The following is a 15,097-nucleotide window of genomic DNA, read 5'->3' as shown; positions in this document are numbered from 1 at the left end:
AGAAATGGTTTCAGCCTTTCCTGAAAAAACGACAGGGCTGACAGAAATGTGATAAAACAGGAGATTAACGTACGCGACAGACGCAAACCTACACAACATCTTTGGTCACAGAATCATGATCCCACAGATTTCTCAGGCACCGGGTCTTATCCAGCGAGTGCTGACATTCCTTGAAACCCTCAAAGAACAGGGCTTCACCGGCGATACCGCCACCAGTTATGCCGACAGGCTTTCTCTCTCAACCGACAACAGCATCTATCAGCTGCTGCCCGATGCGGTGCTGTTTCCGCGCTCGACGGCTGATGTCGCGCTGATTGCCCGCGTAGCGGGGGACCCGGCGTTCTCGAGTCTGGTTTTCACCCCGCGCGGTGGCGGGACCGGCACTAACGGCCAGTCACTGAATCAGGGCATTATTGTGGATATGTCCCGCTACATGAACCGTATCCTGGAGGTTAACACCGAACAGGGATGGGTGCGTGTAGAAGCGGGCGTGGTTAAAGATCAACTTAACGCGTATCTGAAACCGTTTGGTTACTTTTTCTCGCCAGAGTTGTCGACCAGTAACCGTGCTACGCTGGGCGGCATGATCAATACCGATGCCTCCGGCCAGGGATCGCTGGTGTATGGTAAAACCTCTGATCATGTTCTTGGGTTGCGGGCGGTCCTGCTGGGGGGCGATATTCTGGATACCCGGCCCATGCCCACGGCGCTGGCCGAAAGCCTGGCGCAAACGCCCACGCCAGAGGGCCGCATCTATCAGCAGGTCCTGACGCGATGTCGCGAACAGCGTGACCTGATTCTGGAAAAATTTCCCAAACTGAACCGCTTCCTGACTGGCTACGATTTGCGTCATGTCTTCAGCGACGATATGCAAACGTTTGACCTGACGCGCCTGCTGTGCGGCGCAGAAGGCACGCTGGCCTTTATCAGTGAAGCCCGGCTGGACATTACGCCCCTGCCTAAAGTGCGGCGCGTGGTGAATATCAAATACGACTCCTTTGATTCTGCTTTGCGCAATGCGCCTCTGATGGTACAGGCGCAGGCTCTGTCCGTCGAAACGGTGGACTCGAAAGTGCTCAATCTGGCACGGGAGGACATCGTCTGGCACTCGGTGAAAGCGCTGATCACCGATGTTCCCGACAAAACGATGTCAGGGCTGAATATTGTGGAGTTTGCCGGGGATGACGAAGCGAAAATTGAGCAGCAACTGACGCAACTGTGCAGCCGACTTGATGCGCTGATCGCGCAGCAGGAAGGCGGCGTCATTGGCTATCAACGCTGTAACGACCTGGACAGCATCGAACGCATTTATAACATGCGTAAAAAAGCGGTGGGATTATTGGGCAATGCGAAAGGGCGGGCGAAGCCGATTCCGTTTGTCGAAGATACGGCCGTGCCGCCGGAACACCTTGCCGACTACATCGTCGAGTTCCGGGCGCTTCTTGACAGCCATGGACTGAGTTACGGCATGTTTGGCCATGTGGACGCGGGCGTGCTCCATGTCCGGCCTGCGCTGGATATGTGCGATCCGCATCAGGAAATGATGATGAAGCAGATTTCTGATGAGGTGGTCGAACTGACCGCGCGCTATGGCGGTCTGCTGTGGGGCGAACATGGCAAGGGCTTTCGCGCGCAATACAGTCCGGCCTTCTTCGGGGACACCCTGTTCAACGAACTGCGCCGTATCAAAGCGGCGTTCGATCCCGATAACCGGCTGAACCCCGGCAAGATCTGTACGCCTTACAACAGCGATGCGGCGATGATGCAGGTGGATGCCATTAAACGCGGCAGCTATGACCGCCAGATTCCTGTACAGGTGCGTGACACCTGGCGTGGCGCGATGGAATGTAACGGTAATGGCTTGTGCTTCAATTTCGACGTGCGCAGCCCGATGTGCCCCTCGATGAAAATCACCCGCAACCGCATTCATTCACCTAAAGGGCGCGCCACCTTAACACGCGAATGGCTGCGCTTGCTGGCAGAGCAGGGCGTGGATCCGGTGATGCTGGAGAAAAAACTGCCGGAGAAGACACTGTCGTTGCGGGGGCTGGTTGGCCGCATGCGGAACACCTGGTATGCCAATAAAGGGGAATATGATTTTTCGCATGAAGTGAAGGACGCCATGTCAGGCTGCCTGGCCTGTAAGGCCTGTTCAACCCAGTGCCCGATTAAAATTGACGTGCCGGCTTTCCGCTCGCGTTTTTTGCAGCTTTATCATACGCGCTATCTTCGTCCCCTGAGCGATCATCTGGTGGCCGCGGTGGAAAGCTATGCGCCCGTGATGGCAAAAGCGCCTACGGTCTTTAACTTCTTCCTTAAACAGCCCTGGGCCGCATCGTTCAGCAAAACGCACATTGGCATGGTGGATTTGCCCTTGCTTTCCTCACCCACTCTCAAACAGCAGCTGAGCGGCCATCCGGCAATGCAGATGACGCTGGAACAGCTTGAAGGGCTGACGGAGGCGCAGCGGGCGAAAACGGTGCTGGTGGTGCAGGATCCCTTTACCAGCTTCTATGAGGCCCGGCTGGTCAGCGACTTTATCAAACTGATTGAGAAACTCGGCTATCAACCTGTTCTGTTGCCCTTCTCGCCAAACGGTAAGGCACAGCACGTTAAAGGCTTTTTACAACGCTTTGCCCGCACGGCCAGTAAAACCGCCGATTTTCTCAATCGCGTCGCCCGACTGGGCATGCCAATGGTCGGCATCGATCCCGCCACGGTCCTGTGTTATCGCGATGAATATCGTCAGACGCTGGGGGAGGCGCGGGGCGATTTCAATGTGCTGTTGGTGCATGAATGGTTGCAGAATGCGGTGCAGGAACGTGACGTCCAGATTGCCAGCGGCGAAGCCTGGTACCTGTTTGCGCACTGCACCGAAGTCACCGCCTTGCCTGCAACGCCCGGTCAGTGGCAGGCGATTTTTTTACGTTTTGGTGCAAAGCTGGAAAACATCAACGTGGGCTGCTGTGGCATGGCGGGCACTTACGGACACGAGAGCAAAAATCTGGACAATTCGCTGGGCATATATGCGCTCTCATGGCATCCGCAGTTGCAAAAGCTGCCGCGTCAACGCTGTCTGGCAACCGGTTTTTCCTGCCGGAGCCAGGTTAAACGTGTTGAAGGCAATGGCATGCGCCATCCGCTTCAGGCTCTGCTTGAGCTGGTGTAAAAAGGCAGGAGACGTCAACCGCAGGCTGGATTAGAATATCCAGCCTGCATGTTTGACAAAGTTACTCTGGAGCACCGTCGCCTGTTCCCATTCACCTGTAATGGCCAGCTGGTGGCATAGCCGGGTCAGTGACAGTCTTGCCAGCTGGTAAGACTGAATGCGAAACAGCCGATCCCGGTCGGGATTTTGCATTTCTACGACCAGTCGGTGATGAAGCTTACCCATGGCATGCAAATAACTCTGGTCGTCACCGTTCAGTTGGCAAAGTTCTGCCATATCCAGACAGGTATCATTGAACTGACGTAACTGCTGAACGGAACACTCAGCCCGGTCAAGTCTGGCCTGCGCCAGGTAAAAATCGACAGTGAGATCGCGAACCGAAAAACGGTATTCATCAAGTTTGTGCTGAAGCCAGGCGGAAACCGATAACGACATAACGCATCCTGATGCTGAATGATAATAATTATCATATTCAACTGAGCAGCGATTGCAATTGGCAAATGAGAATTTTTTTCCGATTTATTTCACCTGTCGGTATAATCGGAAATAACAATCTGTTTACAACACAGAAAGGCGTAACCTATCAATAAAGGATTTATCATAAAGTGATGATTTTAAAATTCACCAGTTATTAACAGGTTACGGGGTCGAGCTTCCTGCCTGTTTTGCGAATGCAAGCCTGGCTGAAGACGCTATGCTTAATAAATGCGCTGTTAAAAACAGCACCTAATGATTATCCCTGCAAAACAAGAGGTTGAAGTGATCAGTGAGATCACTACCATAGGGGGATAGCCTGAAAAGGTCCGGACTCACAAGAGGTAGCAACATGTCATCCGTGAATGCAGACTCTTTCTCACCTGACGAATATGTGTGGAAAGGGTTAACGCTGACCGAAACCGCAGCGAAACAAATTCTAAATCTGGCCGCAGAAAACCCAGAAGTCAAGGGCCTGCGTTTAGCGATTAAACAATCCGGTTGTGCCGGCTTTGGTTATGTCATGGATCTGGTGAAGCAACCAGAAGATGACGACCTGCAGTTTACCTACTACGGCGCAACATTGTTTGTACCGCTTCAGGCGATGCCATTTATCGATGGCACTGAAGTGGATTACGTCCGTGAAGGCCTGAATCAAATTTTTAAATTCAATAACCCTAAAGCTCAACACGCCTGCGGGTGCGGTGAAAGCTTTGGCGTCGAGTAAGTGAAATATGTCACGACACAGCGAAACATCTGACGATGTACAAATGTGGGAAGGCAAGCTCAATTATAAAGAGGGCTTCTTTACCCAGTTGCAAACCGAAGAATTTGCCAACGGCATCAATGAAGATGTCGTGCGCGCAATTTCGGCTAAGCGTAACGAGCCAGAGTGGATGCTGGAGTTTCGGCTTAAAGCTTTTCGTGCCTGGCTGGAAATGGAAGAGCCACACTGGCTGAAAGCGCACTACGAAAAGCTCGACTATCAGGATTACAGTTACTATTCCGCGCCGTCGTGCGGCAATTGTGACGATACCTGTGCGTCGGAGCCGGGAGCCACGCAGGCTTCAGGCGCGGCGCCTGCCAACGATTACCTGACGCAGGAAGTGGAAAACGCCTTCAACCAACTGGGTGTACCGGTGCGTGAAGGCAAGGAAGTGGCGGTTGACGCCATTTTTGACTCGGTGTCGGTGTCCACCACCTATCGTAGCAAGCTGGCGGAACAGGGCATTATCTTCTGCTCGTTCGGTGAAGCCATTCACGATCATCCGGAGCTGGTGAAGAAATATCTGGGCACGGTAGTGCCACCCAACGACAACTTCTTCGCTGCCCTGAATTCAGCGGTTGCGTCAGACGGTACCTTTGTTTACATCCCGAAAGGGGTGCGTTGTCCGATGGAGCTGTCAACCTACTTCCGTATTAACGCGGCGAAAACCGGTCAGTTTGAACGCACCATCCTGATTGCTGATGAAGACAGCTATGTCAGCTACATTGAAGGCTGTTCTGCACCGGTCCGTGACAGCTATCAGCTGCACGCAGCGGTGGTTGAGGTGATCATCCACAAGAATGCGGAAGTGAAATACTCCACCGTGCAGAACTGGTTCCCGGGCGGTGAAGGCGAGGGCGGTATCCTTAACTTCGTGACCAAGCGTGCGCTGTGTGAAGGCGACCACAGTAAAATGTCCTGGACGCAGTCGGAAACCGGGTCGGCCATTACCTGGAAATACCCGAGCTGTATCCTGCGTGGCGATCACTCCGTGGGCGAGTTCTACTCCGTCGCCTTAACCAGCGGACGCCAGCAGGCGGACACCGGTACCAAGATGATTCACATTGGTAAAAACACCCGGTCGACGATTATCTCCAAAGGTATTTCTGCCGGTAAAAGCCAGAACACCTACCGTGGCCTGGTGAAAATCATGCCGACTGCCACCAACGCACGTAACTTTACCCAGTGTGATTCCATGCTGATTGGGCCAGATTGTGGAGCACATACGTTCCCGTATGTTGAAACCCGCAACAACACCGCCCAGCTGGAGCATGAAGCGACCACTTCACGTATCGGCGAAGATCAGATGTTCTATTGTCTGCAACGTGGCATCAGTGAAGAAGATGCTATCTCGATGATCGTGAACGGCTTCTGTAAAGACGTATTCTCTGAGCTGCCGCTGGAATTTGCAGTGGAAGCACAAAAACTGTTAGCCATCAGCCTTGAGCACAGTGTGGGCTGATTGACGCCGTCACACGCGTTGCCGGAAGCAATGTGAAGGAATAAGTATGTTAAGTATTAAAGATTTACAGGTTAGCGTTGAAGACAAAGCGATCTTACGTGGTCTGAACCTTGAGATTAAACCGGGCGAAGTTCATGCCATCATGGGACCGAATGGTTCAGGTAAAAGTACGCTGTCTGCGACCTTAGCTGGCCGTGAAGACTATGAAATTACCGGCGGTTCAGTGACCTTTAAAGGCAAAGACCTGCTGGAGCTGGAGCCGGAAGAGCGCGCGGGTGAAGGGATCTTCATGGCGTTCCAGTATCCGGTTGAAATTCCTGGCGTCAGCAACCAGTTTTTCCTGCAGACCTCTGTGAACGCAGTGCGCAAATACCGTCAGCAGGATGAGCTCGATCGTTTTGATTTTCAGGATTTCATCGAAGAGAAAATTAATCTGCTCAAGATGCCTGAAGATCTGCTGACCCGTTCTGTCAACGTCGGTTTCTCCGGCGGTGAGAAGAAGCGTAACGATATTCTGCAGATGGCCGCGCTTGAGCCCGATCTGTGCATTCTGGACGAAACGGACTCCGGTCTCGACATCGATGCCCTGAAAATCGTGGCTAACGGCGTAAACAGCCTGCGCGATGAGAAGCGTGCGTTCATCATCGTCACGCACTATCAGCGTATCTTGGACTATATCAAACCTGATTTTGTGCATGTGCTGTATCAGGGCAAGATCGTGAAATCTGGCGACTTCTCGCTGGTGAAACAGTTGGAGGAGCAGGGTTATGGCTGGCTTACCGACGAAGAGTGATACTGCGCTGCAACAGTGGCACCACCTGTTTGAATCGCGCGGTGAACTGCGCTCCATGCAGGCACAGCAGCACTGGCAGCAGTTAATGCGTCTGGGCTTGCCCACGCGCAAGCATGAAAACTGGAAATACACGCCGCTGGATGGCCTGCTGGCACAGCACTTTGTGTTGCCTGAGTCTCAGGACGTGAGTGCTTCACAGGTTGAAGCGCTCGCTCTGCCGCTGGATGCCATTCGTCTGGTGTTTGTCGACGGCAAATTCCAGTCTGCGCTGAGCGCGACCGGGACTGATTTTTTCGAGATTCAGCACAGCGTTGCCGCTGAGCGTCGCGATCTGCCTGCGCCCATTCAGCCAGAAGTCTTTCTGCATCTGACGGAAAGCCTGGCTGAAGAAGTGACCCATGTTCGTCTGCCGCGCGGTAAGGCGGCTTCACGTCCGCTTTATCTGCTGCACATCACCAGCGGCAAAGATGATGGCATGAACACCGTTCATTACCGTCATCATCTGCAACTGGAAGAGAGTGCAGAAGCGGAAGTCATCGAGCACTATGTCACGCTGAACGACAGCGCGCACTTCACCGGCGGTCGTTTTACCTTTGCTGTCGCTGATAATGCTACGCTGAAGCACACCAAGCTGGCCTTTGAAAGCACTAAAAGTTATCACTTTGCCCATAATGACATCGTGATTAACCGTGATGCGCAGGTGACCAGCACCAGCTTCTTACTGGGTGCGGGTTTAAGCCGTCATAACACCAGTACGCAGCTCAATGGCGAAAACACCCAGCTTTCTTTGAACAGTCTGGTGCTGCCCGTGAATCAGGAAGTGGCGGATACCCGCACCTATCTTGAGCACAACAAAGGCCACTGCCTGAGCCGTCAGATGCACAAAACCATCGTGCGTGACAAAGGGCGTGCGGTCTTTAACGGCCACATCAAAGTGGCGCAGCATGCGTTAAAGACAGATGGTCAGATGACCAACAACAATCTGCTGTTAGGCCGCCTGGCCGAAGTGGATACCAAGCCGCAGCTGGAAATTTATGCCGATGACGTTAAATGCAGCCACGGTGCGACCGTAGGCCGTATTGATGACGAGCAGATGTTCTACCTGCGTTCGCGCGGTATTGAGCAGGATGCCGCGCAGACCATGATCATTCACGCCTTTGCGGCTGAGTTAACCGAAACGCTGGAGAACCCCGTTCTTCGCCAGGCGGTGCTCCAGCGCATTGCTCAGCGTTTTCCAGGAGACAACTCATGATGAACTTCGATCTCGAGCGTATCAGAGCGGATTTTCCGGTTCTGAAGCGTGAGGTCAACGGTCATCCGCTGGCTTACCTTGACAGCGCGGCCAGCGCACAGCGTCCTTTGTCGGTCATCAATGCCGAAAGCCATTTCTACCAGCACGGCTATGCCGCCGTGCACCGCGGTATTCACACGCTCAGCCAGCAGGCAACCAGCGATATGGAAAACGTTCGCGAACAGGCGGCACGTTTTCTGAATGCGGCTTCTGCGGAAGAAATCGTTTTTGTTAAAGGTACGACGGAAGGCATCAACCTGGTTGCCAACAGTTGGGCGGGCAGTCAACTGCAACCCGGTGATAACCTGATTATCACGCAGATGGAGCACCATGCGAATATCGTGCCCTGGCAGATGGTGGCTGAACGCTGTGGTGCGGAAATTCGGGTACTGCCCCTGACCGACAACGGTGAGCTGGCGCTGGATCAACTGGCGGGGCTGATTGACAGTCGCACGCGCCTGCTGGCGGTCACCCATGTGTCCAATGTGCTTGGTACGGTGAATCCGGTCAAAGCCATCGTCGCGCAGGCCAGGGCAGCAGGTGTGGTTACCCTGATCGACGGGGCGCAGGCCGTGATGCACAGCGCCGTCGATGTACAGGATATCGGCTGCGACTTCTATGTGTTCTCCGGCCATAAGCTCTATGGCCCAACGGGCATTGGCGTGCTGTATGGCCGCAAGGCGCTGCTGGACATCATGCCGCCCTGGGAAGGGGGCGGATCGATGATTGGTGAAGTCCTGCTGCCCACCGGCACCACCTGGAATACGGCACCGTGGCGTTTTGAAGCCGGAACGCCGAATACCGGTGGCATCATTGGTCTGGGCGCCGCGCTGGAGTATGTTGAGGCGCTGGGACTGGATACGATTCATCAGCGGGAAACAATCCTGATGAATTATGCGCTTGATAAGCTCGCCTCCGTGCCGGATATCCAGATCTACGGTTCGCAGCAGCGTACCGGTGTGATTGCCTTTAACCTGGGCAAACATCACGCCTTTGATGTCGGCAGCTTCCTTGATCAGTACGGTATCGCGATTCGTACCGGCCACCATTGCGCTATGCCGCTGCTGCGCCATTATCAGGTCCCCGCGATGTGTCGCGCTTCTTTCACGTTCTACAACAGTGAAGACGAAGTGGATCGGCTGGCGGCAGGTCTGACGCGTATTCATCGCCTGCTGGGCGGCTGAACAACGTAAACGGAGTGATTCATGGCCACGTTGCCAGAAAAAGAGAAACTGGTGCGCAACTTTAATCGTTGCGCTAACTGGGAAGAGAAGTATCTGTACATCATTGAATTAGGTGCCAAACTCCCGGAATCGTCTGAAACACTGCACCAGCCTGAAAATGCCATTACCGGCTGTCAGAGTCAGGTGTGGATCAAGATGACCCCGCAGGCAGACGGTACGATCGCCTTTGAAGGTGACAGTGATGCAGCTATCGTTAAAGGACTGATTGCTATCGTATTTAGCCTTTATCAGAACCTGCAACCCGCTGAAATCGTGGCACTGGATGTTCGCCACTGGTTCAGCGAACTGGCCCTCGTTCAGCACCTCACGCCGACGCGCTCGCAGGGGCTGGAGGCGATGATTAAGTCAATTCGCCATACCGCTCAGAACCTCAGCTAAGATACACTCCAAAGACGCCATCCGGCGTCTTTTTACTGTCTGATGAGAACATCGCATGAAACCTGCTTTTTATATAGCCGGTGCATTGCTGCTGACCTGTTTTGGGCTCTCTGCACCCGGTTTTGCTACCGAATATCCCTTGCCGCCGCCTGGCAGCCGCCTGACAGGTGAAAATCTTGTTACCCAGGTGCCAGATAATAAACGCCCGCTGGAAGATATCGCTGCGCGTTATCAGGTTGGCCTGCTGGGCATGCTGGAAGCGAACCCAGGCACCGATCCGTGGTTGCCCAGGCCGGGTACGCAGCTGACCATTCCGCTACAGATGATTCTGCCGGATACGCCACGCGAAGGCATTGTGGTAAACCTGGCGGAACTGCGGTTGTACTATTACCCAAAAGGTGAAAACAAGGTCATCGTGTATCCGATTGGTATCGGTCAGATGGGGATCATGACGCCTGTGATGGTGACCAGCATCAGCCAGAAAATCCCCAACCCCACCTGGACGCCTACCGCGAATATTCGCAAGCGCTACGCGAAAGAGGGCATTACCCTGCCTGCAGTGGTGCCCGCAGGCCCGGATAACCCTATGGGGCTGCATGCGTTGCGTATGGCACGGGGAACCGGGCAATACCTTATCCATGGTACTAATGCCAATTTTGGTATCGGCATGCGCGTGAGTTCGGGTTGTATTCGCCTGCGCACGGACGATATTGAAGCGCTGTTTAATGCGGTGCCGGTGGGAACGCGTGTGCAGGTGATTAACCAACCGGTGAAATATACCGTTGAGCCCGATGGCAAACGTTACGTTGAAGTCCATCAGCCCTTGTCGCGCAGCGAGAAAGACGATCCGCAAACCGCGCCTCTGGCCTTAAGTGCGGGCTTCAGGACGTTTATGAAGAGCGAGAAAAGTGACCAGGCCTTGATTAACGCTACGCTGACGCGCCGTTCGGGCATGCCGGTGCTGGTCAGTGCCGGTGAGCCGGTGCAGGATGAGGCGAGCGTCCTGTCGGCACACTAATTAATGCGGGACAGGGCGCGAGTCCTGTCAGTGCACTAACCCAAGCAGATTGAGGCGACAGGCCTGCCTGGACATAACCGATGCGGAATGGGGCTAACGGACAGTCGCGACAGTAAAGGAGGCAGGACAGGGCAAACGTGCTGTCGACGAACGACGCGGCATCAGTGAAAGAGAAGGCGTTAGTTGCGGATCAGCAGACAAAAAAAATGGTGCCACAAGGGCACCATTTTTAAAACCAGAACTCTTACTTACGGTAAGAGTGAGCCTGGTTGTCCAGACGCTGGTTAGCGCGAGCTGCGTCATCTTTAGCAGCCTGAACGTCAGAACGCACTGCGTTCACGTCGTTGCTCAGCTGGTCAACTTTAGCGTTCAGAGTCTGAACGTCTGAAGACAGCTGGTCGATTTTAGCGTTGCTTGAGCAACCAGCCAGCAGAGTTGAACCCAGGATTACCGCGCCCAGTACCAGTTTAGTACGATTCATTATTTATACCCTCTAGATTGAGTTAATCTCCATGTAGCGTTACAAGTATTACACAAAGCTTTTTAACTTGAGAATAATTTTTTGATAAGAACATGCTTAAACATGATCGTTCGCTCAAAGAAACAGCGGATCAAAGAAGAAGATAAAAAAATTTAGCTAAAACAGAGAGATTTAATCGGATTAACCTTAATTTCAGGGGCGTTTTTATTGTTGTTTTGGGCTGGCGTTTTCAGGAATCTGTATTACAAAGCCCATAAAAAAAGCGCCTTTTAAGGCGCTTTCGATAATAAAGCCATAAACCCCGTATTACAGCACGTGTACCGATGCGGTATTCGTGGTTCCACTTGGCACCAGCGCGCCAGAAACCAGCACAACAACATCGCCTTTTTGAGCAAAACCGCTTTCCAGCGCCGCTTCTTTACCCAGACGATAGAAATCGTCAGTTGAGGCAATTTCGCTGACCATACGCGTCTCAATACCTTTGCTCAGAATCAACTGACGCGCTGTGGTGGCATTGGTGGTTAAGGCCAGGATGGTGGCGTTAGGGAAGTACTTACGCACGGCCTTCGCTGATTTACCGCCTTCTGTTGCGACAACGATAAGTGGCGCTTCCAGCTTCTCGGCGGTTTCAACGGCACCACGACACACCGCTTCGGTGATACGCAGTTTGCGGTTGTCATTCTGCTCATCAATGCGCGGCTTCATCACGCGGTCGGTACGCTCACAGATGGTCGCCATGATGGTGACCGACTCCAGCGGATAACGGCCTTTCGCACTTTCGCCCGACAGCATGACGGCGTCCGTCCCGTCCAGGATGGCGTTCGCTACGTCGCCGGCTTCTGCGCGAGTAGGGCGTGGATTCTTGATCATGGAATCCAGCATCTGGGTGGCGGTGATAACAACCTTACGCGCCTTATTACATTTTTTGATCATCATCTTCTGCGCGAAGATCACTTCTTCAACCGGGATTTCAACGCCCAAATCGCCACGGGCGACCATAATGCCGTCAGACGCATCCAGGATCTCGTCGAAGTTGTTCAGGCCTTCCTGGTTTTCAATTTTAGAGATGATCTGAATATTTTCGCCGCCGTGCTGCTTCAGGTGCTCACGGATTTCCAGCACGTCAGAGCGCTTACGGATAAAGGACGCGGCAACGAAATCAACGCCTTGTTCACAACCAAAAATCAGGTCGCGTTTGTCTTTCTCGGCCAACGCAGGCAACTGGATAGAAACGCCTGGCAGGTTAACACCTTTATTCTCACCTAAATCACCGTTGTTCAGGACTTCACAGATGACGCTGTTTTCGGTGACTTCAGTCACTTTCATGCCGATCAGACCATCGTCAACCAGAACGGTATTGCCGATTTTCAAGTCGTTGGCAAAGCCAGAATACGTCACCGCAACACGTTCGCTGTTGCCAATCACGCTCTGGTCAGTGGTAAAAGTAAAGGTCTGGCCAGCTTTCAGTGACACATCATTGCCACCTTCCAGCTTCATGGTGCGGATTTCCGGACCTTTGGTATCCAGCAGAATAGCGGCAGGAATGCCAGTTTTTTGGGTGACAGCACGCATATTGGTGATGCGCTGACCGTGTTCTGCATAGTCGCCGTGAGAGAAGTTCAGACGCATCACGTTCATGCCTGCTTCAAGCAGCTGGGTCAACATCTCTTCGGATTCGGTTTTTGGGCCGATAGTACAAACGATCTTAGTCTTTTTCATGACGGGTTATCTGTAAGTTGTGATGGATGATAAATAGGGTTTCGATGACAGCGCACCGAAATGAAAACGCTGGTTGAAAGAGAAAAGGGTGATACAGGATAAGAATAGGTGACGAAGGCCAGGCGTGCAGAGAAGTTGCGTGGTTAGTTGGCTTAACCACCGGGACGTTGTTGCGCAAACAATCTTAATTATCGTCATAAGCACGTAGTCGCTGAAACCTTTCAAGTAAACAACGCGGCCAGTATAATCACTAAGTATGCGAAAACCAATCGAAAAACAGTACGTAAAGGTAATGTAAATCAAGAAATGGGTTGTTGCGCAAGTGAAGAAAGGAAGTAAAAGAGTGGTGCGCTCTAATGGACTCGAACCATCGACCCCCACCATGTCAAGGTGGTGCTCTAACCAACTGAGCTAAGAGCGCAAAGTAAATTTGGTGCGTCCGAGTGGACTCGAACCACCGACCCCCACCATGTCAAGGTGGTGCTCTAACCAACTGAGCTACGGACGCACTTGGTGCGCTCTAATGGACTCGAACCATCGACCCCCACCATGTCAAGGTGGTGCTCTAACCAACTGAGCTAAGAGCGCAACATGCTGTCAGGGCGACAGCGGGGACGAATATTAACGACAGCGCAGAAGGCTGGCAAGGGGAAAAACGCAAAATTGCAAATGAATGAACATCATCTGTGCGAAGCGTCGTTTTTTTGAACGTAACGGGCCTGTTACGGCCCGTTCTGCTTTTAACGCGATGCGCGCGAAAGGATTAACGCGGCCGGGAGTTGCTGCAAACGCCGAACCCGCCACAGCATCATGACGGCGGCTGAGGTCAGGCCGACAATAAACCCACACCAGAATCCTGCCGGGCCCATGCGCGGCACCACCCAGTCGGTCAACGCCAGGATATACCCTGAAGGCAGCCCCAGTAGCCAGTAGGCGATAAAGGTTATAAAGAAAATAGACCTTGTGTCTTTGTAACCGCGCAGGATACCGCTGCCAATCACCTGAATGGAATCCGAAATCTGGTAAATGGCGGCCAGCATCATCAGTTGAGCAGCCAGCGTCACTACGTCGGGGTTATCGTTATAGAGCTGCGCAATGTGATGGCGGAAGGTCACCGTAAAGATCGCCGTAAGCACGGCCATACTCACGCCCACGCCCTGCGCGGTCCAGGCGGACACGCGCGCCTGTTCGGTTGATCCCTGACCCAGACGATAGCCCACGCGAATGGTTGTCGCGACGCCCAGTGACAGCGGCAGCACGAACATCAGTGAGCTGAAGTTCAGGGCAATCTGGTGACCGGCCACATTCACAATGCCCAGCGGGGAGACTAACAGCGCCACCACGGCAAACAGAGTCACTTCAAAAAACAGCGCCAGGGCGACAGGCAGGCCCAGACCGGCCAGACGTTTCAGAATGGCGGCCGAGGGCGATGACCAGCGCTGTTCAGGCCGGATATCCTGCATGCTGCGCATGCGCCGCACCCAAAAGCGCATACAGATAAACATCGCCCAGTAAACGGAGGCGGTGGCGACGCCACAGCCCACACCGCCCAACGCGGGCATACCAAAATGCCCATAGATAAAGACATAGTTGAGCGGAATGTTGAGCATCAATCCCAGAAAGCCCAGCACCATGCCGGGCTTGGTTTTAGACAGCCCTTCGCACTGGTTACGCATCACCTGAAAAAACAGGTAACCCGGCGCGCCAAACAGCAGGGCATGCAGATAACCTTCCGCTTTTTCAGCCAGCAGCGGATCGATATCGTGCATCGAGCGAATAAAATAGCCCGCGTTCCACAGGACCAGCATGATGAGCAATGAGAGAAAAAACGCCAGCCAAAACCCCTGACGAATCTGTTCAGCGATGCGCTCGCGGCGACCTGAACCATTAAGTTGCGCAATGGTCGGCGTCAATGCCAGTAAAACACCATGACCAAACAGGATGGCGGGAAGCCAAATGGACGTGCCAACAGCGACGGCGGCCATATCCGTGGCGCTGACGGCGCCGGCCATAATGGTATCTACAAATCCCATCGCGGTTTGCGCCACCTGAGCCAGGATAACGGGAATCGCGAGGGCCAGCAATTGACGCGCTTCTGTTAAATACTTCTGCACGTAAACACCTGACTTGTGTGATTAATAAGGAAATGAGGACGACTTCAGGCGAAGTCGGGACTAGTGTAACTGCCGCAGCCGATTTCTCCAATCTTTGTCACGCTTTGCGGTTGCGCATCTCTCAGCACGTTGAAATCTAAAAGTTAAGCGCGCCTGTGATAAACTGGAGGCAAACTTCACAGAGGCAA

Annotated in this window: 12 protein-coding genes and 3 tRNA genes; 8 read left to right on the top strand and 7 right to left on the bottom strand. The window is 53.3% G+C overall.

What is annotated here, in order from left to right:
• Positions 1 to 115: 115 nt before the first annotated feature.
• Positions 116 to 3,169 (top strand): FAD-binding and (Fe-S)-binding domain-containing protein, encoded by a 3,054-nt coding sequence (locus tag RAC60_RS02990; RefSeq protein ID WP_375092574.1) that lies wholly within the window; start codon positions 116 to 118, stop codon positions 3,167 to 3,169.
• A 30-nt stretch (positions 3,170 to 3,199) separates the two neighbouring features.
• Here RAC60_RS02990 and RAC60_RS02985 read toward each other — a convergent pair whose 3' ends face one another.
• Positions 3,200 to 3,604 (bottom strand): hypothetical protein, encoded by a 405-nt coding sequence (locus tag RAC60_RS02985; protein WP_375092573.1) that lies wholly within the window; start codon positions 3,602 to 3,604, stop codon positions 3,200 to 3,202.
• A gap of 391 nt (positions 3,605 to 3,995) precedes the next feature.
• Here RAC60_RS02985 and sufA point away from each other — a divergent pair, with 391 nt between their 5' ends.
• Genes sufA through RAC60_RS02950 form a run of 7 tightly spaced genes read left to right on the top strand, consistent with a single transcriptional unit; the run spans position 3,996 to position 10,595 of the window.
• Positions 3,996 to 4,370 carry a Fe-S cluster assembly scaffold SufA gene (sufA, locus tag RAC60_RS02980; protein WP_006118971.1) on the top strand — a complete coding sequence of 125 codons (375 nt, stop codon included), beginning with the start codon at positions 3,996 to 3,998 and terminating at the stop codon, positions 4,368 to 4,370.
• Between the two features lie 7 nt (positions 4,371 to 4,377).
• Positions 4,378 to 5,871, top strand: a complete 1,494-nt coding sequence (gene sufB / locus RAC60_RS02975) for a Fe-S cluster assembly protein SufB (RefSeq protein WP_033741147.1) — start codon at positions 4,378 to 4,380, stop codon at positions 5,869 to 5,871.
• 46 nt (positions 5,872 to 5,917) lie between these two features.
• Entirely contained in the window at positions 5,918 to 6,664 is a 747-nt protein-coding gene (gene sufC / locus RAC60_RS02970; RefSeq protein WP_006118973.1) for a Fe-S cluster assembly ATPase SufC, read from the top strand.
• On the top strand, positions 6,639 to 7,916 hold the full coding sequence (gene sufD / locus RAC60_RS02965; RefSeq protein WP_110267580.1) for a Fe-S cluster assembly protein SufD: 1,278 nt from the start codon (positions 6,639 to 6,641) through the stop codon (positions 7,914 to 7,916). The genes sufC and sufD overlap by 26 nt, the downstream gene beginning before the upstream one ends.
• On the top strand, positions 7,916 to 9,139 hold the full coding sequence (gene sufS, locus RAC60_RS02960) for a cysteine desulfurase SufS (RefSeq protein ID WP_054633960.1): 1,224 nt from the start codon (positions 7,916 to 7,918) through the stop codon (positions 9,137 to 9,139). Before sufD ends, sufS begins: the two co-directional genes overlap by 1 nt.
• Positions 9,140 to 9,160: 21 nt before the next feature.
• On the top strand, positions 9,161 to 9,577 hold the full coding sequence (gene sufE / locus RAC60_RS02955) for a cysteine desulfuration protein SufE (RefSeq protein WP_006118976.1): 417 nt from the start codon (positions 9,161 to 9,163) through the stop codon (positions 9,575 to 9,577).
• 55 nt (positions 9,578 to 9,632) lie between these two features.
• Entirely contained in the window at positions 9,633 to 10,595 is a 963-nt protein-coding gene (locus RAC60_RS02950; protein ID WP_289366856.1) for a L,D-transpeptidase family protein, read from the top strand.
• A 244-nt stretch (positions 10,596 to 10,839) separates the two neighbouring features.
• On the opposite strand, the gene RAC60_RS02945 is transcribed toward RAC60_RS02950, so the two are convergent.
• From RAC60_RS02945 to RAC60_RS02920, 6 genes are all read right to left on the bottom strand, one after another.
• Positions 10,840 to 11,076: a major outer membrane lipoprotein gene (locus RAC60_RS02945; RefSeq protein ID WP_006118977.1), complete on the bottom strand. Its 237-nt coding sequence runs from the start codon at positions 11,074 to 11,076 to the stop codon at positions 10,840 to 10,842.
• Between the two features lie 306 nt (positions 11,077 to 11,382).
• The gene (gene pykF, locus RAC60_RS02940; protein WP_033741152.1) at positions 11,383 to 12,795 is read right to left on the bottom strand and encodes a pyruvate kinase PykF; all 1,413 of its coding nucleotides are present in this window, start codon (positions 12,793 to 12,795) and stop codon (positions 11,383 to 11,385) included.
• A gap of 344 nt (positions 12,796 to 13,139) precedes the next feature.
• Positions 13,140 to 13,216: transfer RNA gene (locus tag RAC60_RS02935), tRNA-Val, on the bottom strand.
• Between the two features lie 10 nt (positions 13,217 to 13,226).
• Positions 13,227 to 13,303, bottom strand: a tRNA-Val gene (locus tag RAC60_RS02930).
• A gap of 3 nt (positions 13,304 to 13,306) precedes the next feature.
• Positions 13,307 to 13,383 (bottom strand) — tRNA-Val (locus RAC60_RS02925).
• A gap of 152 nt (positions 13,384 to 13,535) precedes the next feature.
• Positions 13,536 to 14,909: an MATE family efflux transporter gene (locus RAC60_RS02920; protein WP_006118979.1), complete on the bottom strand. Its 1,374-nt coding sequence runs from the start codon at positions 14,907 to 14,909 to the stop codon at positions 13,536 to 13,538.
• Positions 14,910 to 15,097 lie beyond the last annotated feature (188 nt).

Origin of the sequence: Pantoea sp. BR_17, from assembly GCF_041955125.1 — a bacterium.
GTDB classification, from domain to species: domain Bacteria; phylum Pseudomonadota; class Gammaproteobacteria; order Enterobacterales; family Enterobacteriaceae; genus Pantoea; species Pantoea stewartii.
This window is presented reverse-complemented; position numbering and strand designations above follow the sequence as displayed.

Bases quoted from the DNA above. Each gene is read 5' to 3' on its own strand.
- RAC60_RS02990 (WP_375092574.1), top strand. From the start codon at position 116: ATGATCCCACAGATTTCTCAGGCACCGGGTCTTATCCAGCGAGTGCTG.
- RAC60_RS02985 (WP_375092573.1), bottom strand. From the start codon at position 3,604: ATGTCGTTATCGGTTTCCGCCTGGCTTCAGCACAAACTTGATGAATAC.
- sufA (WP_006118971.1), top strand. From the start codon at position 3,996: ATGTCATCCGTGAATGCAGACTCTTTCTCACCTGACGAATATGTGTGG.
- sufB (WP_033741147.1), top strand. From the start codon at position 4,378: ATGTCACGACACAGCGAAACATCTGACGATGTACAAATGTGGGAAGGC.
- sufC (WP_006118973.1), top strand. From the start codon at position 5,918: ATGTTAAGTATTAAAGATTTACAGGTTAGCGTTGAAGACAAAGCGATC.
- sufD (WP_110267580.1), top strand. From the start codon at position 6,639: ATGGCTGGCTTACCGACGAAGAGTGATACTGCGCTGCAACAGTGGCAC.
- sufS (WP_054633960.1), top strand. From the start codon at position 7,916: ATGAACTTCGATCTCGAGCGTATCAGAGCGGATTTTCCGGTTCTGAAG.
- sufE (WP_006118976.1), top strand. From the start codon at position 9,161: ATGGCCACGTTGCCAGAAAAAGAGAAACTGGTGCGCAACTTTAATCGT.
- RAC60_RS02950 (WP_289366856.1), top strand. From the start codon at position 9,633: ATGAAACCTGCTTTTTATATAGCCGGTGCATTGCTGCTGACCTGTTTT.
- RAC60_RS02945 (WP_006118977.1), bottom strand. From the start codon at position 11,076: ATGAATCGTACTAAACTGGTACTGGGCGCGGTAATCCTGGGTTCAACT.
- pykF (WP_033741152.1), bottom strand. From the start codon at position 12,795: ATGAAAAAGACTAAGATCGTTTGTACTATCGGCCCAAAAACCGAATCC.